This window comes from Caulobacter sp. X, from assembly GCF_002742635.1.
Lineage (GTDB): Bacteria > Pseudomonadota > Alphaproteobacteria > Caulobacterales > Caulobacteraceae > Caulobacter.
In genome coordinates this window covers 1,062,814-1,082,741 of sequence record NZ_PEGF01000001.1, presented here as the reverse complement: position 1 = coordinate 1,082,741, position 19,928 = coordinate 1,062,814, and the positions used below count along the sequence as shown (strand labels likewise).

The 19,928-nt window shown below is 67.8% G+C and carries 15 protein-coding genes; 14 read left to right on the top strand and 1 reads right to left on the bottom strand.

Going from position 1 to position 19,928, the window contains the following annotated elements; all coding sequences use genetic code 11:
• The first annotated feature begins 74 nt into the window (after positions 1–74).
• The 12 genes from CSW60_RS04955 (at position 75) to CSW60_RS04905 (ending at position 13,193) form a co-directional block, all read left to right on the top strand.
• Entirely contained in the window at positions 75–629 is a 555-nt protein-coding gene (locus CSW60_RS04955) for a hypothetical protein (RefSeq protein ID WP_099536193.1), read from the top strand.
• A 277-nt stretch (positions 630–906) separates the two neighbouring features.
• Positions 907–1,311 carry a phage tail terminator-like protein gene (locus tag CSW60_RS04950; protein WP_099536192.1) on the top strand — a complete coding sequence of 135 codons (405 nt, stop codon included), beginning with the start codon at positions 907–909 and terminating at the stop codon, positions 1,309–1,311.
• A gap of 82 nt (positions 1,312–1,393) precedes the next feature.
• Complete coding sequence (locus CSW60_RS04945) at positions 1,394–2,608, top strand: phage tail tube protein (protein WP_099536191.1); 1,215 nt, start codon at positions 1,394–1,396, stop codon at positions 2,606–2,608.
• A gap of 88 nt (positions 2,609–2,696) precedes the next feature.
• Positions 2,697–3,140 carry a hypothetical protein gene (locus CSW60_RS04940; protein ID WP_099536190.1) on the top strand — a complete coding sequence of 148 codons (444 nt, stop codon included), beginning with the start codon at positions 2,697–2,699 and terminating at the stop codon, positions 3,138–3,140.
• Entirely contained in the window at positions 3,026–3,487 is a 462-nt protein-coding gene (locus tag CSW60_RS23015; RefSeq protein ID WP_143324118.1) for a hypothetical protein, read from the top strand. The genes CSW60_RS04940 and CSW60_RS23015 overlap by 115 nt, the downstream gene beginning before the upstream one ends.
• 62 nt (positions 3,488–3,549) lie before the next feature.
• Complete coding sequence (locus CSW60_RS04935; protein WP_099536189.1) at positions 3,550–8,412, top strand: hypothetical protein; 4,863 nt, start codon at positions 3,550–3,552, stop codon at positions 8,410–8,412.
• On the top strand, positions 8,412–9,560 hold the full coding sequence (locus CSW60_RS04930) for a hypothetical protein (RefSeq protein WP_099536188.1): 1,149 nt from the start codon (positions 8,412–8,414) through the stop codon (positions 9,558–9,560). The genes CSW60_RS04935 and CSW60_RS04930 overlap by 1 nt, the downstream gene beginning before the upstream one ends.
• A gap of 5 nt (positions 9,561–9,565) precedes the next feature.
• Positions 9,566–10,336, top strand: a complete 771-nt coding sequence (locus tag CSW60_RS04925; protein WP_099536187.1) for a hypothetical protein — start codon at positions 9,566–9,568, stop codon at positions 10,334–10,336.
• 2 nt (positions 10,337–10,338) lie between these two features.
• Positions 10,339–10,734 carry a hypothetical protein gene (locus CSW60_RS04920; protein WP_099536186.1) on the top strand — a complete coding sequence of 132 codons (396 nt, stop codon included), beginning with the start codon at positions 10,339–10,341 and terminating at the stop codon, positions 10,732–10,734.
• Positions 10,735–11,913: 1,179 nt separating this feature from the next.
• A complete protein-coding gene (locus CSW60_RS04915) occupies positions 11,914–12,345 on the top strand; it encodes a hypothetical protein (RefSeq protein ID WP_099536185.1) in 432 nt (143 codons plus the stop codon).
• A gap of 34 nt (positions 12,346–12,379) precedes the next feature.
• Positions 12,380–12,928 carry a lysozyme gene (locus CSW60_RS04910; RefSeq protein WP_099536184.1) on the top strand — a complete coding sequence of 183 codons (549 nt, stop codon included), beginning with the start codon at positions 12,380–12,382 and terminating at the stop codon, positions 12,926–12,928.
• A 28-nt stretch (positions 12,929–12,956) separates the two neighbouring features.
• Positions 12,957–13,193, top strand: coding sequence for a hypothetical protein (locus CSW60_RS04905; protein WP_099536183.1), 237 nt, complete (start codon positions 12,957–12,959; stop codon positions 13,191–13,193).
• Between the two features lie 188 nt (positions 13,194–13,381).
• On the opposite strand, the gene CSW60_RS04900 is transcribed toward CSW60_RS04905, so the two are convergent.
• A complete protein-coding gene (locus CSW60_RS04900; RefSeq protein ID WP_099536182.1) occupies positions 13,382–16,108 on the bottom strand; it encodes a TonB-dependent receptor in 2,727 nt (908 codons plus the stop codon).
• A gap of 303 nt (positions 16,109–16,411) precedes the next feature.
• On the opposite strand from CSW60_RS04900, the gene CSW60_RS04895 reads away from it, so the two are divergent.
• Both CSW60_RS04895 and CSW60_RS04890 read left to right on the top strand, forming a co-directional pair.
• Positions 16,412–18,211 carry an alpha-amylase family glycosyl hydrolase gene (locus tag CSW60_RS04895; RefSeq protein ID WP_099536181.1) on the top strand — a complete coding sequence of 600 codons (1,800 nt, stop codon included), beginning with the start codon at positions 16,412–16,414 and terminating at the stop codon, positions 18,209–18,211.
• On the top strand, positions 18,187–19,836 hold the full coding sequence (locus tag CSW60_RS04890) for an alpha-amylase family glycosyl hydrolase (protein WP_099536180.1): 1,650 nt from the start codon (positions 18,187–18,189) through the stop codon (positions 19,834–19,836). Before CSW60_RS04895 ends, CSW60_RS04890 begins: the two co-directional genes overlap by 25 nt.
• The last annotated feature ends 92 nt before the right edge of the window (positions 19,837–19,928 follow it).

Here is a 19,928-nt window from a genome sequence, read left to right as displayed (position 1 = left end):
GCGACCTGGCCCGCGCCGATCGCGCGGCCGCGCTGGCGCTCAGTCCCGCCGCCCGCCAGGCCGCGCGCGAGACCATGCAGCGCATCGTTGGCGCCCAGGCGGCCCGACGCGGCGAGGCGAACGTCGCCGCCGGCCTGGTCGAGACCTTCGCCCTGGCCCGCGCGCGGGGAGAGCGCGTCGAGACCTCGGCCGGCAAGCTGAGGGTCTCCAGCCGCGACGGCCTGCGCAGTCTGCGGGAGGCTGGCCATATCGACGAGGCGCAGTACGCCGTCGGTCTACTGTATCGCCTGGGGTTCGAGGCGCGGGGCCGCGACCTGCGCGCCGCCAGCCTCGAGCCTGGCCGGGGCGGGGGGCATGACAACGACCGCTTTGTCGCCGCGCGTTTGCGGCGGGCGCGCAGCCTGGACTTCGTGATCCGCGCCGACCGCGCCGTCGCCATGTGTCTGGCCGACAAGCCCATGGCCCTGCGCCTCCTGCGCGCCGTGGCTGGGGAGGGGACGAGCCTGTCCGCGTTCGGCGCCGGCCGCGCCCTCGTTCAGAACCGGCAAGTCTTCATCGAGGCGATGTCACTGGTCGCGAACCTTTCCAGGCAGATCGCCCGCGACCGCAAAGAAAAGAACATTTCATGAACAAATGGATTGACGGTCGGGCCGGTAAAAGGTCTAATCCAGTCAGTCTCGGAGATGCGCCTTCTGACAGCGCTTTGATCTCCCGAAGACTTTCCAGCCCTTCCCAATCCTTATCCTGTTCACGCGGTGGCGTGAGCAGGCTTCGCGCGGTCGTCTTTGGAAGGCGGCCTCCACGTCCCCCGTTTTTGGGAACCGACCCCATGATCCTGATCCGTCCCGTCGGAAGCCGCGCGGCTTCCGGCCCGCCTCCGTGCGCCCTGGTTCAGGCGAGCCGCCCATGAGCGTCGCCAAGATCCGCGCCGCGCTGGAGACCGCCCTGGCCGCGATGACCCCGCCGCTCGCCACGGCCTGGGAGAACACCGCCTACGCACCGACGGCCGGGACGCCTTACCAGCGGGTGTCGATGACCTTCGCCGAGCCGGTCAACACCGAGTACGGGCGCGGCTTCCAGCAGGGCGGGATGTTCGTGGTCTCGCTGTGCTGGCCGCAGGGCGCCGGCGTGGCCGACATCGCCGCGCGCGTCGAGCTGCTCCGCGCGGCCTTCTATCGCGGGGCGGCGTTCACGGCCGACGGCCTGACCACGACCATCGCCCGCACGCCTCTCATCCTGGCCGCGACCCTGGAGGGCGACCGCTACGTCGTCCCCGTGCAGGTCCCGTTCCTGGCCACGATCACCAGCTGACGGCGGTCTCCGCCCGAAGGGACGGGCCCTTCCGCCTCGTCTGACCCCACCCCTCCCGATAACTTCCAAGGAGCAGATCCCCATGGCTGTCGCCCAGGGCATCAACAAGAAGACCGTCTACAAGAAGCAGACCGGCCTCGGCGCAGCCGCCGCCGGTTCGGGCGGCCAGGTCGTCCGCCGCACCAGCTCGGTGTTCCAGGCCCCGCCTGACACCTTCGAAAGCAACGAGATCGTCGGCCACCAGCAGTCGACCGGCGTCGGTCTGGGCGTCGTCAAGCCGGCGGGCAAGATCGACGGTCTGCTGTCGCCCGGCACCTACGCCACCCTGCTGGCTTCGCTGCTGCGCAAGGACATGACGACAGGCGTCTCGGCGACCGGCGCCACCATCACCATCGCCGCCTCGGGCCAGAACTGGACCCTGACCCGCGCCGCCGGCTCGTACCTGACCGACGGCTTCAAGATCGGCGACGTCGTGCGCCTGACAGCCGGTTCGTTCAACGCCGCCAACAGCCAGAAGAACCTGCTGATCATCGCCCTGACCGCCACCGTGGCGACCGTACGGGTGGTCAACGGCTCGGCCCTGGTCGCCGAGAGCAACATCGCCAGCGCCACGCTCGCCGTCACCGGCAAGAAGTCGCTCGTCCCGCTCAACGGCCACACCAACGACTACTACACCTTCGAAGAGTGGTATCCGGACCTCGGCCGCTCGGAAATCTACGCCGATCAGCAGGTGGGCCAGGCCGCGCTGAACCTGCCGGCCACGGGCAACGCCACGATCAGCCTCGACACCGTCGGCCGCACCCGCACGCTGGGCGCCGCCCAGGTGCTGACCTCGCCGACCGCCGAGACGGTGACCGACATCCTGACGGCCGTGAACGGCGTGATCCTGGTCAACGGCGCGCCGGTCGCCAACGTCACCGGCGCCCAGGTCACCATCAACGGCAACGCCGCCCACAGCGACGCCGTGGTGGGCTCCAACGTGGTCGACGACATCCAGCGCGGCCGCCTGGCCGTGTCGGGCAGCTTCACCGCCAAGTTCGACGGCGTGACCCTGCAGACGATCTTCGAAGGCCGCTCGACCACCTCCCTGGTCCTGGCGGTCACCGAGGACGCCACCGCCAACGCCGACTTCGTGGTCATCAATCTGCCGATGATCAAGCTGACCGGCGACACCCCCGACGACGGCGAGAAGGCTGTGATCCGGACCTATCCGTTCACGGCCCAGATCAACGCAAACGGCGGCGCGGCTCTGGCCACCGACCAGACCATCGTCGCGATCCAGGACAGCGCCGCCTAGCGGCGCGGTCCTTCTTTCCCTCTCTCCCGAAGTCCCCCTCAACTTAGCGGCCGGGTCGCGCCCGGCCGTCCTTTTCAAGGACAGATCCATGATCAAGACCTCGACCGAAACCCTCTTCGACCTGAACGACCTCGACGCCGTCTCGGCCGGAGACACCCCCTTCGAGATCGAATACGTCCGCGCCGACGGCTCGGGCTCCGGCGTCTTCCTGCTGGTGCTGGGCGGCCAATCCGAGAAGGTCCAGGCCGAGGTCAACCGCCTCGTCAACGACCGCCGCAAGAAGCAGGCCGTGGCCGCGGCCATGCAGGGCCGGGCCAACCCCGACAAGGCCGACTTCACGCCGATTGAGGATGACATCGCCTTCGGCCACCGCCTGACCGCCGTCCGCTTGGTCGGCTGGCGCGGCATCAAGCAGGAGTGGTCGGCCGAGAACGCCTACCGCCTGGTCAGCCGCAATTCCGAGATCGCCGAGCAGGTCACCACGGCGTCGAACAACCTCGGAAATTTTATGCCGGGCAAGTCCGCGGCCTGATCGCCCACGCCCGCGAGCAGTTCGAGCTCGCCGGGCGGCAGGACGACGGCGAGCCGCTGCGGGTCCACCTCGAGAGCCTGGCCCGTCAGGGCGATCCCGAGGCGACCTGGCGGCTCGCCAACCCGCCGCCGCTGTCGCCGTACGTCGCCCACCTATGGGCCTGGTACGCCGACCTCTGCCAGACCCGCCAGAGCGGCGGCTTTGGCCCCTCGCGTCTCTCGCGCCTGGAGATCCAGGCCTGGGAGCGCGACGAGGGCGTGCGGCTGGAGCCGTGGGAGCGCCGGGCCCTGGTCGCCCTCGACGCCGAACACCTTCTGACGATGACGGCCCCCGCCAAGGGCGGCTGACCACCACCGGGCCGTTGCTCCGCGCAGGCGGAGCGCGGCCCGAACCTTTTGGGAGAGCCGTTGTGGCTGACAAGGATCTGGATGAGCTGGCCGCGGGGCTGAAGAAGGCTGCCATCGCCACCGCGGGCCTGACGGTCGCGCAATTGGCGACCAAAAAGGCGACTGACCAGCTGACCGCGACCATCGGGGCCTTCGACAAGCAGGCGGCCAGGGCGGCCAAGGACATCGAGAGCCTGGCGACCGAGACGGGTCTTTTCTCACGGCAGGCGGCCAAGGCCGTTGGCGGGGTGGCGGAGCTGGATAGCCGGTTCTCCGCCCTGCTAGGCGCGCTGACCCCACTCAGCAGCGTTTTGAAGGATGTGGGCGATCGCCTGCAGGCCACCGCCATCGTGATCCAGCAGAGCGGCGTGGCTATCAACACTTACAATCAGGCGCTGGTTCAGATGCAATCGGCGGGCGTGTCGGTTTCTGAAGGTCAGGGCGCGGTCTCGGAAGCCCTCGGCAGGACCGAAGCGGCCGCCAGCAAGAGCGCGGAGAAGCTGAAGAAGGTCCACGAAACCGCTCAGACGCTCGGCGGAACGATGATCGATACGGTGTCGGCGCTGGCGTCGGGCGAGGCGCCGATGAAGGTCCTGACCGAGAAGGGCGGTGACGTCGCCAAGACGCTGCTTAAGGCCAGGATGGATGGCGTCAGCCTCGTCGAGACCTTCAAGTCGCTGGGCTTGGCGACCGGGATTCTGCAGGTGGCCACGACGGGCGCCGCCGCCGCCCAGGATGTGAACGCCGTGTCGGCCGCGATGGCGACGGCGGCTCTGGAGGCTCAGACCGTCGCGGCGGGCGAACTGGCGGCTGCGGAAAGCGTCGCTCTAGCGCCCCTGGGGGCGATCCTCGCGGGCATCGCCGTCGCGGCGGCGGGCGTCGCGACCGTTTTCGCCATCGCCGCGCACGACATTGGCGAGAAGGCCGGCGACCTCACCAAGGACATGGGCCTGACCGAAGAGCAGATGGGGCGGGTTAAAGACAAGTCCGTCACCATGGGCGATGTCGCAAAGGCCACATTCGAGGCCTTGGGCGAGCGGCTGCGGGCGGCGTTCGGACCTGGTTTGAAGGCGATCGGGGACGGCTTCATGGCCGTCTATCACACCGTGACTGACGTGGCCTTGAAGGCGGCCGCCTTTGCGGTCGGCGCCTTTGCCGGCGCGGTCCAGGCCATCCGCGTGGCCTGGTCGGTGCTGCCAGCGGCGATGGGCGATATCATCATCTCGGGCGTCAACTTCGTGCTCGATGGTGTGGGCAGGATGGTCAATGGCGCGATCGGCATCGCCAACGGCCTGATCGGCACGGTCAACTGGTTGGCCAAGCAGCTTGGACTGTCGCTGAAGCTCCCCGATCTAGGCCAGGTTCAGGTCGGGAAGTTGGCGAACCAGTTCGAGGGCGCGGCAAAGTCGGCGGGCAGCGCGATCAGCGCCGCCTTCGGAAACGGCTTCAAGGGCGGCTTCGAGGGCGTCATGAACATCCCGGCGGAGATCGCCGGCCGCGCCGTCGAGATCGCCAAGGACCGGATCGAGGATGAGGCCGGCAAAATCAGCGGGTCCGTGAAGGACGCGGAAGATTCGGTCCGGCGGACGAACACCCAGGCACCCGGCAAATCCGAAGCACGAACGGCCGCAGTCTCTCAGGAGCCTATCTCGGCTTCTCAAGAGGCGCCTTTGGAGGGCGTACGGCCCGCTGTCGCCAACGTCGAAGGACTGACGTCCTTTGTCGATCCGATCACCAAGAGCCTCGATGAGCTGATCAAGAAGCTCACGGACGTCAATGCGCTGGCGCCCGAGCTCAGCAAACAGTTCGAGGCGGCCTTCGGCAAAAGCGGTAAGGCGCTAGGCGGTCTGCTGACGAGCTTCTCAGCCTATTCGTTGGAGGTCGCGAAGATCGACAGGGAGGCGGCCGGACGCACCCTGACGGCCGAGGAACAAGCCAAGCGCGATCAAGCCAGGGTCAAAGGCTATGAGGCCATGGCCAGCGCTGCGAAGGGGTTCTTCAAAGAAGGCTCCGACGGCTACAAGGCCATGCAGGTCGCGGAGATCGCGTTCCACACGATCGAGACACTGAACACGATCAAGTCGATGGCGCTACGCGGCGCTGACACGGCGAGTGTCGCAGCCGCTGAAGCCCCGAAACAAGCGGCCTATGCCGCCACCGCCTACGCTAAAATCCTGGGCAGCCTGCCATTTCCGTTCAACCTGCTGGCCGGCGCCGCGGTGCTCGCGGCCCTAGTCCAGGTCGGCGCGGCGATCAAAGGCAAGCCCGGCGGCGGCTCCGTCCCCGGCGCCAACGACATGAAGACCCGTCAGGACGCCCAAGGCTCTGGTTCGGTCCTCGGCGACTCCAAGGCCAAGTCCGAGAGCCTGGAGAAGGCGCTGACCCACGCCCAGGCCTACGAGAACAAGGACTTGGAATACGGTAACGCCATGGTCCGGTCGCTGAAATCGATCGATGACCAGATCGGCGCCGTGGCCGCCGCCCTGGCGCGCTCGTTCGGGGCGGGCGGCATGCTGAGCACCGAGGGGCTGAATCTCGGCAAGAGCGGGACGTCGGCCACGCTGTCGAACCTTGGCTTCTCCAAGTCGACGACCCGCACTCTGCAGGACCAGGGCATCGCGTTCGACGCCGCCAGCCTCGCCGACATCGTCGCCGGCGGCCTGTCGGGCTCGACCTACCAACAGGTGCTGGAGACGACGAAGAAGAAGGCCTTCGGGATCACCACCTCGAACAAGAGCAAGGTGACGACGCAGACGGGCGCGCTGGACGCGGATTTCCTGCTGCAGGTCACCAAGCTGATCGGCGCGCTGGGCGACGGCGTCAAGGACGCCGCCAAGGCGCTGCAGGCGACCGGGATCGAGGAGACTCTCGCCAGCTTCACCGTCGATCTGGGCAAGCTGTCGTTCAAGGACATGACCGGCGCCCAGATCGAAGAGGCGCTGAACGCCGTCTTCGGCAAGCTGGGCGATGACATGGCCAAGGCGGCGGTCCCGGCGATCGCCCAGTTCCAGGAGGTGGGCGAGGGCGCCTTCGAGACCCTGGTTCGCGTGGCCCGCCAGTACGAAGTGATCGACACGACGCTGAAGTCGGTCGGCATGACGTTCGGCGCGGTCGGCGTCGCCTCGCTGGAGGCCCGCGAGCGTCTGGTCGATCTGGTCGGCGGCCTCGACGCCCTGACGGACCAGGCGTCCTTCTTCGCCGAGCACTTCCTGACCGAGGAAGAGCGGCTGAAGCCGGTCAAGGACGCGGTCGCCGGCAAACTGGCCGAGCTGAAGCTGCCCGCCGATCTGGACCGCGAGGGCTTCAAGAGTCTTGTCCTCTCGCAGAACCTCTCCACCGAGGACGGCGCCAAGATGTACGCCGCGCTGATGGCGTTGGCGCCGGCCTTCGACAAGGTCGCGACGGCGGCGGAGGCCGCCAAGGCGGCGGTCGAGGACAAGGCCACGTCGCTGCAGGACCAGATCGACGACCTCGTCCTGTCGCCCGCCCAGAAGCTGGCCAAGTCGCGTAAGGCCGAGGAAGACGCCGTCAGCGCGTTGGATGCTTCGCTGCTGCCGCTGCTCAAGTCCCTATGGGCTGTGGAGGACGCGGCCAAGGCCGCCGCGGACGCCGCCGAGAAGGAGGCCAAGGCCAAGGCGCTGGCCAGGGACCGCTCGAGCGCCCTGGCTGATCTTCTGGACGCCCAGGGCCATACGGATCTGGCCAAGTCCATGCGGCGCGACCTGGCCCTGGCCGACGTCGAGGACGAGGTCCAGAAGGAGTACATGCGGCGCACCTGGGCCGCCCAGGACGCCGCCGAGAAGGTCTCGGCCGCGCGGGATGTGCTGACCGAAGCCTACAACCGAGAACGCGACGCCATCCAGGCGACCAAGGACAAGTTCGCCGAGCTGTCCAAGTCGCTGCGCGGCTTCAGCGCCAGTCTGTCGGCGACCATCGCGGGCTCGGACCTGGCCGGGCGCTATCGCTCGACCCGGCAGGCGTTCCTGGCGACGGCGGCCATGGCGCGCCTTGGCGATCCCGACGCCATGAGCCGTCTTCAGACCGAGGGCGAGGCGTTCACGGCCGCGTCGCGGGACTATGTCGCGACCAGCCAGGACTACCTGCGCGACGTCGGCCTGGTCCGCTCGGCGGTCGATGAGGCCGCCGACACCGCCGACCGCCAAGCTTCGATCGCGGAGGAGCAGCTCAAGGCCTTGAACGCCTCCGTCGAGGGGCTGATCCAGATCAACACCAGCGTGATCTCGGTGCGGGACGCGATCGCGGGGCTTCGTGCGGCCAATCAGGCGGCTGCGGCGGCCGGGGTGGTCTCCGTTGGCGGGCAACCCGTTCCTGGCGCGACATCGACTCCGCCGACGGCGACAACCACGACGCCATCTCTTTCCGATGCCCAGAAGGCGCTGAACAACGCCTCCTTTTTCTGGGGATTGGTCAACAGCGAGATGGGCCGATACGACACGGGGGTTGAGACGGAGGCCACCCGGTACGCCAAGGAGACGGCGGCTCGCTACAATCCCGGCTACATGGACATCGTGTCCGCCTACGGCATTGAAAAGGCGAACGCCTTGGTCGAGGCGGGGCAGCTGTCCTATTTCCAATCGGGCTCTCTGAAGTACGCCACCGGCGGCAGCTTCGAGGTCGGCGGCTCCGGCCCTCCGGACTCCAAGCTGTTCAGCCTGGCTTTGAGCCCCGGCGAGGCTGTGAACGTCCGTCGGCGCGGCGAGAGCGGCGACCAGAACGTCGTCAACGAACTGCGACGCCTGCGCGAGGAGCTCGTCGACCTGCGCGCCACCAGCGCCCGCATCGCCACCACCAACGACAAGATGGAGCGCACCTTGACCAACGTCACCGAGGGCGGCCGCGCCATGCAGACCCAGGCGGCCGCCTGATGCGCGCGCTTCCTCCCATTCCCATCACGCCCGCCATGCTGACCAGCACGACCTGCGCCGAGCCTTCGGCGGGGGAGACCGTCTGGAGCGCCGGCGCCGCCTACAAGGGTGGGGACCGTGTGATCAGCACGACCAGCCACCGCGTCTACGAGTCGATCTCGAGCAAGGTTGCGGCGGTCACCCTGGCGACGGGAACCGGCCTCGTGACCTGGGCCAATCATGGCCTTGTCGCCAATACGCCGATCAGCTTCGCGACGACCGGCGCCTTGCCGTCGGGCCTGACCGCCGGAACGACCTACTACGTGCTCTCGGACACAGCGAACACCTTCAAGGTCGCGGCGTCCAGCGGCGGGTCCGCCATCGCGTTCAGCGGCGCTCAAAGTGGCTCGCACACGGCGATCGTCACCACGAACCTGGGCCACGACCCGGCGACCGACGACAGCTGGTGGATCGACATCGGCCCGACCAATCGCTGGGCGATGTTCGACCTGCTGCGCAACACCGGTACGACGACGGCCTCGCCGCTGACCGTGTCGCTCACGCCAGGCCAGCGGGTGGACTCGATCGGTGTCGTCGGCATGGTCGCCGACACCGTGACCGTCACGGTCAGCGTGGCCGGAAACACCGTCTACACCGCCTCGGCCGACCTGCTGAAGCGGCCGACCAGCGGCTGGTACGACTACTTCTTCGGCGCGTTCCGCTACCAACAGGAGTTCGCGCGCTTCGACCTGCCGCCCTACACCGGCGCGGTCATCACCATCACCCTGACCCGGGCGAACGGGAACGTCGCCTGCGGCGGCGTCGTGGTGGGCTCGTCGGTCTATCTGGGTCGCACCCTGCACGAGGCCGAGAGCGACGCGCTGAACTTCTCGAAGATCGACCGCGACGACTTCGGGACCGCCACGCTCGTGCCGCGCCGCTCGGTGCCGCGCACCGTCCAGACCCTGCGCTGCAAGAAGTCCGACGTCGATCGGATCCTGCAGCTGCGCGACGACCTCAACGCCGCGCCGGCGCTGTGGTCGGGCCTGGACGACCAGGACAGTGGCTACTTCTCGGCCCTGCTCATCGTCGGCGTCTACAAGCGGTTCACGATCACGATGGACCAGCCCGAGGACGCCCTGATTTCCCTCGAACTCGAAGAGGTCTGATCCCCGTGCCCGCACAAATCACGGCGCTTCCCACGCCGCCCTCCACCAACGATCCCGCCAACTTCAACACCCGCGCCGACGCCTTCCTCGGCCAGATGCCGACCTTCGTGACGCAGGCGAACGCGCTGGCGACGGAGGTGAACGGCCTAGCCGTCCAGGTCACCGCGGACAAGGCGTCGGCCGCCGCCTCCGCGACCACGGCGACCACCAAGGCGACGCAGGCGGCGGATCAGGTGGGGCTGGCGGCTAACCAAGTCACGCTGGCCGCCGGGCAGGTGACTTTGGCCGCGGGGCAGGTGGCCCTCGCCACCACCCAGGCCGGCATCGCGACCACCAAGGCCAACGACGCCGCCGCGATCCTGGCGCAGGTCCAGAACGTCGCGTCGGGCGTCTCGTTCTCGACCACGTCTCTCACGTCCAACGCGATCGCCGTTGGGACCAAGACTTGGACCGTCAGCAGCGGCGAGAGTTTTGTCGAGGGCATGCCGATCTACGCCGTCGCGCACGGCGATCCCAGCCGGTTCATGGTCGGCGTCTGCACCTCGTACGCCGGAACGACGCTGACTGTCGCTGTCACCCAGACCTCGGCGACCACTGGCACGATCAGCAACTGGGACATCAGCATCGGCGGCGTCCCGGGCGTTCCGGGCGCAGGCTTCCCCGCCGGCGGTCTGCCCGGCCAGCTGTTCCGCAAGAAATCCGCCGTCGACTTCGACACCGAGTGGGTCCCGGACAACGGCGGCAACCTCTTTTCCTGGCAACAACAAGGGATTTGAACATGGCCACCGCGCCCAATTTCGCGTCCACGCCGCTTGCGCCTGACATCGTCCAGCTGACCGCCGCCAACACCAACCGCGACGGTACGGGCACGATGGTCAAGGTCGCCACCGGCACGGCCTCGGGCATCGTCACCGAACAGCTCCGGGTCACCGCGACCGGCAACACCACGTCCGGCATGATCCGCTTTTTCCTGTCGCTGAACGGCGGCGCATCGAAGTTCTTCCTGACCGAGGTCGCGGTGCTCGGCGCCACGCCCAGCGGCACGGCGCCGGCTTTCACGACGATCGTCGACGCGCTGACCGGTCTGACGCTGCAGGGCGCGACGACCGAGCTCTACGCGGCGACGCACAACGCCGAAACTTTCAACATCATCCATCACAAGGCGGGGCTGTAAACATGCCGATTCCAAGCAGTTCCAACCGAGGTGTGCTGGGGCGGATCGGGTCGGCGCAGGGGGCGGGCGCTGCTCCCTCCCCAACCGGCCAATCCAGTAGCGCCCCGCCTTTTCTCACCGGCAACTCAGTTCCACCTGTCGGATGGCTCGGTGTTTTCGGTTCCGGGCGTTACTCTGTCTTCACTGACGCGGCCACATTCGCCGCGCCAGTGGCTGGATACTACCGTGTCAGAGTATTGGCCGGCGGTGGTTCCGGCGCGCTCTCGACTACCGACCCAGGACGCGCCACCGGTGGTGGGGGCGGCGGATACGCAATGGGTCTTGTGTGGCTAACCCAAGGGCAAACCGTAACAGTTACCGTTGGCAAGGGGGGCGCGGTGTCAACTAGTGGCACTTCCGCCTCCGGAATAGCGGGCGGAACCTCTTCATTCGGGAGTTATCTCTCCGCAACTGGTGGTGCGGGCGGTACGTACGCCACCACTGGCGCCCTTTCAGGCTCGGCAGGTGGTTCTGGTTCGGGCGGTACCATCATCAATGCCGCGGGCGGAAAGTCGGGTTCGATCGATGCAAACGGGGCATTCAGTGCCACGGGCGGCGGCGGCGCTGGTTCGCAGCTAGGCACTGGTGGAGATTCCGGCTCGATCTCTGGGTCTAACGGCGTGACAGGACCAGCGGCCACAGGGGGCGGCGCCGTTGGAGGCACCGCTTCATTTTCAATTACCCGATCTGGGTCTTCTATCGCGACAGGTGGCGCTGGTATAGCGGGCCCTTCAACGAACTTGACGGGCGGCTTCGACTTGCTGTTCGGCGCATCACAGCAATTCGTCAACGGTGTCGCCAATTCTAGTAGCGCCATCTTCCGATTTCCCGGCGATGCCTTCGCGGGTGGCGGCGGTGGGCCGGCCTACGGACAGAGCGGCGCTTCGGGGTCTGGCGGTACGGGCGCAGGCGGCGGTGGTCATGCAAATGCGAACGGAACCACCTACCTCGCCTCTGGCGGTGGGGCATTTGGCGGCGCTGGCGGAGCTGTGACAGCGAGTTCGAGTGCCTATGCTCAGAAGCCAGGCTACGGCGGCGGCGGCGGTGGCTGTGCTGGCGTTGGCAGTGGCGCGTCCCAGGGCGGCGACGGTCTCGTCGTCGTGGAGTGGTAGGCGGGTCTAACGCCCAGCCCTAACCCCCATGGACCTCCCCACAGCCCTCGCCAAGACGTGGCCCTACGCCGTGGTGGCCGCGCCGGGGGTCTATGCGGTGATCAAGGATCTCCTCGGCCGGCGGGCTCTGGCCCGCAGGGCCGAGGCGGATCTGATGCAGATGGCGCAGGACGCCGCCTCGGGGGTGATCCACACCCTGCGCGAGGAGGCCGAACGCCTGGCTCAGCGCCTCGAACAGGTCGAGGCCGAGCTGAGCGACCTGCGCCGCGAGCATAGCCGCATGATCCTCGACAAGGACGCCCGCATCGCCCTCCTGGAGGGCGAGAAGCGCCAGCTGGAGGCTAAGGTCTCGGCCTATCGCCGCGTCCTGGCCGTCCACGGCCTGGCCGACGAGCCTTCGTCCCAGCACTTCGAAGTGGCGGCCGGCGACAAGCCGGTCGTCACCCCCGCGGTCGGCTGACCGCCTAACCACCTCCCACGAAAGGACCCCAACCATGCCCACGCCCTCGGCGCGGGGCGTTCCCGCCTGCGCGCTCGCGCTGATCAAGCGGTTCGAGGGGCTGCACGACGGCGACAAGGCGACCGCCGTGCTGGAGCCTCAGGCCGATCCGGTCGGCCTCTACACCGTCGGCTGGGGCCATGCGCTGTTCGTCGCCGGCAAGCCTGTCCGCGACCGCGAGACCGCCTATCGGCTGTGGCGCGCGCGCTGGCCGGCGGGGATGGTCCGGGCGGACGCCGACGCCTTGCTGAAGGCCGACGCCCAGGCCGTCTGCGACAAGGTCGTCGCGCTGTTTCCCCGCACGCCGCTGAGCGACGGTCAGCTGGGGGCGATGGTCAGCCTGGCCTACAACATCGGCGTCGGGGAGGTCGGCGGCGGTCCCGACTTCGCCGACAGCAGCGTGCGCCGAAAGCTGATCGCCGGCGACGTCGCGGGGGCGGCCGACGCCTTCCGCCTGTGGCGCTTCGCCGGCGGCCGCGAGCTGCCGGGCCTGGTCGCCCGCCGCGAGGCCGAGCGCGCCGTCTTCCTGGGTCACGCGGCCTGATCCCCAAACCCTTAAAGGGAGTTTTGCGATGAAACACATCATCGGCCCGATGGCGGGCCTCGTCATGGCCGTCATGCTGTCTGGCTGCGCGGGTCTGGCCGCCGATCCCGTCACCCTGGCGCGCGCGGTCCAGATCCTGAACGAGGGCTGCGAGCGCACCGTCGACCTGACCCTCGACAAGGCCCAGCCCGGAGGCGGCGCGCTGAAGGTGACCCGCGCCTGTCCCCCGGCGCCGCAAGCCGTTTCGGCCGAGCCCAAGCCCTAGCGCCAGCCAAAAGAAAACCCTCGCCGGGCAGGACCGGCGAGGGCTCAAGGCGCCTGGAGCATGGCAGGCGAAAGTGTGAGCGGTTTCGCCGCCCGCCATGCTCCAAACGCTCTAAGTGAGAGAGCCTGTTGACCCGTTTCTGATGTCGCCATCAGAAACGGACAGGCTCTCGGGGGAAGGAAAGGGGGCTAGAACTTGTACGACAGGCCGATCAGGTAGGTGCGGCCGTAGCGCTGGTAGTCGATCACCTGGCGGGTGTCGTTGTTCTGGTAGGTGGTGAACGGCTCGTCGGTCAGGTTGTTGACCTGGGCCAGCACCGACAGCCCCTGCATCGGACCTTCGTTGAAGGTGTAGCCGATCTGGCTGTCGACGACGGACTCGCCCTTGACCATCCGGTAGTTGCGGCCGTTGCCGAAGCCGGTGACCTCGCCCAGGAACTTGGACCGATAGCGGTCGCTGATCCGGAACGAGAAGCCGTTCTTCTCGTAATAGACGGTCAGGTTGGCGACGGTCTTCGAGAGACCCGGGATCGGCTGGGTCTTGTCGCTGGGGTTCGGCTGGATCGAGCTGTCGGTGTAGGAGGCGCTGAAGGTCGCGCCGAAACCGTCCAGCATCGGGGTCAGCAGCGCGCCCGGCATGGAGACGGCGAACTCGACGCCCTTCAGCGAGCCGCCCTTGCCGTTCTGCGGCGTGGTCACGAGACCCTGACGCGTCGCCGGCTCCGGCCCGCCGCCGATCGGGAAGCCGGTGAAGTCGAAGATGACGCTCTGGTCGTAAACGTAGGTCTTCAGGTCCTTGTAGAAGGCGGCGAGCGACACGTAGGCCTGACGGCCGAAGTACTTCTCGTACGAGACGTCATAGGCGTCGGCGCGCCAGGGCTCGAGCTCCGGATTGCCGCCGGTCCCGCTCCAGGGCGAGAAGTTGATGTTGCTGTTGCCAGCCTTGGCCTGGTCGTAGGTGAAGGTCTTGCTGGCGCGCATCTGGTCCATGCGCGGACGGGCCAAGGTCCGGGCGACCGCGAAGCGCAGGCTTTGCTCGCCCGGCAGGGCGAAGCGCAGGTTCACGCTGGGCAGGAAGTCGACGTACTTCTTGCCGCCCGAGAGGTTGGCGCGAACGACGCCGCTGCCGGTGCCGCTGGCGCCCAGGGCGGTGGAGCCCTGGTCGGTGTGCACGACCTGGAAGCCAAAGTTGCCGGTCACCGGCACGCCGCCCAGGTCGGCGTCGATATTGGCCTTCAGGTAGCCAATCGCGACCTTCTCCTCGACGTCCCAGCTCTTGACCAGCACATCGGCGTTCGGGTTGCGGACCAGGTCATAGGCGCCGGACTTGATCAGCGCGAACGGGTCGTAGCTGATTACATTGCCCAGGCCGATGAAGCCCAGCGAGGTCGTTCCGACGATGGCCGAGGAGGGGATCGTGACGCTGGCCGGCGAGCCCTTGGCGCGCAGGAACCACTCGTCGTTGACCAGGCCCTTGGTGCGTTCGCTGTAGCTGGCGCCCAGCTCGACGCTGGAGAGGCCCTTGTCCAGGTCGCGGGTGATCGAGAAGCGGCCGGTCTTCAGCTCGTCCTCGATGGTCGGCTGGTTCAGATAGCCATCCTGGCCGCCGGTGATGATGTCGCCGCCCCAGCCTTGCGGGCTGGTCAGCTTGATCTGGTTGGCGTCGGCGTAGTTCAGCGTTGAGGTGAAGATCGCCTTGCCGTCGCCGTCCATCATGAAGGTCATGTTGTCGGTGGCGCCGACGCCGGCGCGGCCCGTGCCCGAATAGGACTCGACGACCTGGTCGGTGCGCTCGACCTTGGACCAGGAGAGGTCGGTCACCAGGGTCCAGGCGTCGCCCAGCTCCCACTTGTTGTTCCAGCCCAGGGACTTGATCGTGGCGTCGCGGTCGTTGCCGTCGTTGCGCACCACGCCCTTGACGCCGTTGAAGGCGCCGCCGACGACCATGCCGTTCGAGACCTTGGAATTGGTCAGCGGGACGCCGCCCCAGACCAAGGGCAGTTCGACGCCGCGTTGGATCTGGTGGTTGTTGAACTCCGAATAGAAGACGTCCAGCGATGAGGTGAAGCGGTCGGTCGGCGCGAACTCGACCACGCCGATGAAACCGTCGCGCTTGAGCATGCTGGACTGGACGTACGGCTTGGCGCCGCCGATCACCAGATTGCCGGCCGCGTCGGTGGGGTAGCCCCAGCTATTCCAGCGCTCGGCCTGATAGGGCGACTCCATGTGGGCGTAGCCCAGGGCCAGGCCCAGCTTACCGTCCATGAACTGGTCGATGTACGAGACGCTGAGGCGGTTGCCGTGCGACTTGGTCCCGGCGTTCAGGGCGCCGATGTCGTTCCACTCGTAGCGGGCGCCGACGGCGAGGGCGCGCTTGCCGAAGGCCAGCGGGCGGACGGTGCGCATGTCGGCGGTGCCGGCCAGGCCCTGGCCGATCAGGCCGGCGTCCGGGGTCTTGTAGACGACGACCGCGCTCAGTAGTTCCGACGGATACTGGTCGAACTCGACCCCGCGGTTGTCGCCGGTCGAGACCTGCTCGCGGCCGTTCAGCAGGGCGGTGGTGAAGTCGGGCGCAAGGCCCCGGATCGAGATGACCTGGCCGCGGCCGTCCAGGCGCTGTGCAGTCAACCCTGGCAGGCGCGCGATCGACTCGGCGATCGACATGTCCGGCAGCTTGCCGATGTCTTCGGCCGAGACCGCTTCGACGATCGAGGTCGAGCTTTTCTTCAGCGAGATGGCGCCTTCGATGCCGCGACGGATGCCGGTGACCACGACTTCTTCGACTTGCGCGTTGTCTTGCGGCGCGGGGGCGGCGGTCTGCGCCTGGGCCGAACCGGCCAGCGCGACGGTCAGCGCCAAGCCCGTGGCTGCGCCGGTCATCAGCCAGGCGCGGCGGCGCGAAATTGCAGTGCTCATGAGTCTCGCCCTCCCTGTCCGGCTCTGCGCTTTGTGGATGCGGCGGGCCGTTGATGAAAATTACTGCAAATTAATCCGATGTAATCAACCCAAAAAAGTGCAAATCGGCGCGAGTGGGATGCCCGCCTGCGCGTGGTTTCGGCGATATGTGGCCTATTTGTCCCACTTGTCGCGCTGGACGTAGGTGGAAAATCGCCGCAAATCGGCCTGAGAACGCGGATTGACAGGCTCGCTCCGGCCCTGCAAATTCTTGCAAAGAATTGCAGCGGAGGTCCGGCGATAACCGGGCGCGGGGAGGGAGCGATGCCGATCATGACGCCTTGGCGACGCACACTGCTGGCCGCCTTGAGCTTGAGCGCCATCGCCGCCTCAGCGCTTTCCGCGCCCGCGCCTTATCTGCAGCGCAAGCCGCGGGATGAGGTGATCTACTTCCTGCTGCCCGACCGCTTCGAGAATGGCGACCTGGCCAACGACCATGGCGGTCCGAACCGGGGGGCGCTGGTCGACGGCTTCGATCCGACGCGGGCCAGCTTCTATCACGGCGGCGACCTGAAGGGCGCGACCCGCCGGCTGGACTACATCCAGGGCCTAGGCGCGACGGCGATCTGGCTGGCGCCGATCTTCACGAATAAGCCGGTGCAGGGCGCGCCGGGCCACGAGTCGGCGGCGCATCACGGCTACTGGATCACCGACTTTACCGACGTCGATCCGCACTTCGGGACCAAGGCCGACTTCAAGGCCCTGGTCGACGCCGCCCACGCGCGGGGGCTGAAGGTCTACATGGACATCGTCGTGAACCACACGGCCGACGTCATCCAGTACCGCGAATGTCCGGAGGGGCATTGTCCTTATCGGAGCGTCGCCGACTATCCCTACACGCGAAGGGGCGGGGCGGCCGGACCGGCGATCAATGCCGGCTTCGACGGCAAGGACTTCGCCAAGCTGACGCGGCCGGACTGGGCCTACACGCCGTTCGTTCCGCGCGACCAGGAGCGCGCCAAGACGCCCGAATGGCTGAACGATCCGATCTACTACCATAACCGGGGCGAGAGCACGTTCGCGGGGGAGAGCTCGCTGACCGGTGACTTCGCCACCCTGGACGACGTCTTCACCGAGAATCCGCGCGTCGTGCGGGGCTTCATCCACGTCTACGGAAAGTGGATCGACGAGTTCGGGATCGACGGCTTCCGCATCGACACCGCTCGCCATGTGAACCCCGAGTTCTGGCAAGCCTTCGTCCCGGCCATGCTGGCCCGCGCCAAGGCCAGGGGCATCCCGAACTTCCACATCTTCGGCGAGGTGTTCGATCCCGACCCCGCGATCCTGGCCAGCCACACGCGCGTCGACAAGCTGCCGGCGGTGCTGGACTTCGCCTTTCAGGCGGCCGTGACCGACGTCCTCACAGGCAGGGCGGGGCCGGAGCGGTTGGCGCGGGTCTTCGCGGCCGATTCCGTCTACGAGGGCGGCGCGGCGGGCGCTCTTCAGCTGCCGACCTTCCTGGGCAACCACGACATGGGGCGCATCGGTTGGTTCCTGGCGAAGGCCTGCCCAGGAATCGGCGACGGGGAGCTCCTCGCGCGCGCGACCCTGGCCAACGCCATCCTGCTGACCGCGCGCGGCGTCCCGACGATCTATTATGGCGACGAGCAGGGCTTCACCGGCGATGGCGACTATGCCGACGCGCGCGAGGACATGTTCCCGAGCCAGGTCGCCAGCTACAACGACAATCGTCTGATCGGCACGGCGACGACCGGGCCGAGATCGGCCTTCGATCCGCAAGGCGTCCTCTACCGGCGGATCTCCGAGCTGGCCCGCCTGCGCGCCGCGACGCCGGCCTTGCGCGAGGGCCGTCAGGTGACGCGCGTCGCCGACCAGCAGCCGGGCCTCTTCGCCTTCTCGCGCCTGCTGGCGGGGACCGAGGTTCTGGCTGTCTTCAACACCAGCGACAAGCCGATCCGGGCGAATGTCCAGGTCGAGGCCGGTTCGGCGTCCTGGCGCGCTCTGCGCGGCGCCTGCCAGCCCAGCGCCGCCGCGCCGGGCAGCTATTCCGTCGAGCTTGCGCCGCTCGACTACATGCTATGCGTTTCCGAGGGACGACCGTGACCGTTGAAGTTCTAGCCAAGCCCCGTGCGGAGACCTTGATGAGCGAGTGGTGGCGCGGGGCGGTGATCTATCAGGTCTATCCGCGCAGCTTCGCCGACTCGAACGGCGATGGCGTCGGCGACCTGCCGGGGATCACGGGCCGCCTCGAGCACATCGCCTCGCTGGGCGTCGAGGGCGTGTGGCTGTCGCCGTTCTTCAAGTCGCCGATGAAGGACTTCGGCTACGACGTCTCGGACTATCGCGATGTCGACCCGATCTTTGGGACCTTGGCCGACTTCGACGCCCTGATCGCCAAGGCTCACGCGCTGGACCTGAAGATCATCATCGATCTCGTCTTCTCGCACACCTCGGAGGAGCACCCCTGGTTCGCCGAGAGCCGGCAGGATCGGACCAACGCCAAGGCCGACTGGTTCGTCTGGGCTGACGCCAAGCCCGACGGCAGCCCGCCCAGCAACTGGCAGTCGGTGTTCGGCGGCCCGGCCTGGACCTGGGACGCCCGTCGCGGCCAGTACTACATGCACAATTTCCTCAGCAGCCAGCCGCAGCTGAACCTGCACAATCCGGCGGTCCAGGACGCGCTGCTGGCCGTCACCCAGTTCTGGATCGACAAGGGCGTCGACGGCTTCCGCTTCGACGCCATCAACTTCTCGATGCACGACCCGGCCCTGACCGACAATCCGCCGCTGCCGCCGGGCGGAAAACGCACGCGGCCGTTCGATTTCCAGGACAAGATCCACAACCAGAGCCACGCCGACATCCCGAAGTTCCTGTCGCGCATCCGGGCGCTGACCGACGCGGCGGGCGGCCGGTTCTCGGTCGCCGAGGTGGGCGGCGACCACGCTGACCGCGAGATGAAGCTGTTCACGGCGGGCGAGGACCGTCTGAACAGCGCCTATGGCTTCCTCTATCTCTACGCCGACAAGCTGACCGGCGACATGATCCCGCAGGGCGCGGCCATGTGGCCCGGCGCGGACGGGGAGGGCTGGCCGTCCTGGACCTTCTCGAACCACGACGCCCCGCGCGCGGTGTCGCGTTGGGCCGAGGGCCGCGACCGCAAGGCCTTCGCCGAGATGGCCCTGCTGCTGCTGATGGGCCTGCGGGGCAATGTCTTCGTCTATCAGGGCGAGGAATTGGGCCTGCCTCAGGCCAATGTGCCGTTCGAGCGGCTGCAGGATCCCGAAGCCATCGCCAATTGGCCGCAGACGCTAGGTCGCGACGGGGCTCGCACGCCCATGCCCTGGCTGGCCCATTCTCTGAACGCCGGCTTCTCGGCGGTCGAGCCCTGGCTGCCGGTCGATCCCGAGCACCTGCCGCTGGCCGTTGACGCGCAGGAGGCGGACCCGAACTCGACCCTGCATGTCGCGCGCCGCCTGATCGCCTTGCGCCGCAGCCACCCGGCGCTGCGCACGGGCGCGATCACCTTCCTCGACACCAACAGCCCGCTGCTGATCTTCCAGCGCGGGGAGGGGGCGGACGCGCTGCTGCTGGCCTTCAACCTGGGGCACGAGGCGGTCGCCTGGTCGCTGCCCGACGGCTGGAGGCTGGTCGACGGCGTCAACCTGGGGGGCGAGGGCGAGATGCCGGTCTGCGCGGGGCTGATCGCTCGACGGGCTAACGAGACCTAGCGGCGGCCAAGCGGTTTGCGGGATGACCGCGAATTCACGCGACATTGTTCGGCGAATGCGGGATCCAGGTCCGCGCTAAGTCTCGGAGTGTC

What these genes read in the sequence shown, in the direction of transcription:
- CSW60_RS04890 (WP_099536180.1), top strand. Translation starts at nt 18,187, where the DNA reads ATGCGTTTCCGAGGGACGACCGTGACCGTTGAAGTTCTAGCCAAGCCC.
- CSW60_RS04940 (WP_099536190.1), top strand. Translation starts at nt 2,697, where the DNA reads ATGATCAAGACCTCGACCGAAACCCTCTTCGACCTGAACGACCTCGAC.
- CSW60_RS04900 (WP_099536182.1), bottom strand. Translation starts at nt 16,108, where the DNA reads ATGAGCACTGCAATTTCGCGCCGCCGCGCCTGGCTGATGACCGGCGCA.
- CSW60_RS04930 (WP_099536188.1), top strand. Translation starts at nt 8,412, where the DNA reads ATGCGCGCGCTTCCTCCCATTCCCATCACGCCCGCCATGCTGACCAGC.
- CSW60_RS04895 (WP_099536181.1), top strand. Translation starts at nt 16,412, where the DNA reads ATGCCGATCATGACGCCTTGGCGACGCACACTGCTGGCCGCCTTGAGC.
- CSW60_RS04905 (WP_099536183.1), top strand. Translation starts at nt 12,957, where the DNA reads ATGAAACACATCATCGGCCCGATGGCGGGCCTCGTCATGGCCGTCATG.
- CSW60_RS04910 (WP_099536184.1), top strand. Translation starts at nt 12,380, where the DNA reads ATGCCCACGCCCTCGGCGCGGGGCGTTCCCGCCTGCGCGCTCGCGCTG.
- CSW60_RS04915 (WP_099536185.1), top strand. Translation starts at nt 11,914, where the DNA reads ATGGACCTCCCCACAGCCCTCGCCAAGACGTGGCCCTACGCCGTGGTG.
- CSW60_RS04920 (WP_099536186.1), top strand. Translation starts at nt 10,339, where the DNA reads ATGGCCACCGCGCCCAATTTCGCGTCCACGCCGCTTGCGCCTGACATC.
- CSW60_RS04955 (WP_099536193.1), top strand. Translation starts at nt 75, where the DNA reads ATGCAGCGCATCGTTGGCGCCCAGGCGGCCCGACGCGGCGAGGCGAAC.
- CSW60_RS04950 (WP_099536192.1), top strand. Translation starts at nt 907, where the DNA reads ATGAGCGTCGCCAAGATCCGCGCCGCGCTGGAGACCGCCCTGGCCGCG.
- CSW60_RS04945 (WP_099536191.1), top strand. Translation starts at nt 1,394, where the DNA reads ATGGCTGTCGCCCAGGGCATCAACAAGAAGACCGTCTACAAGAAGCAG.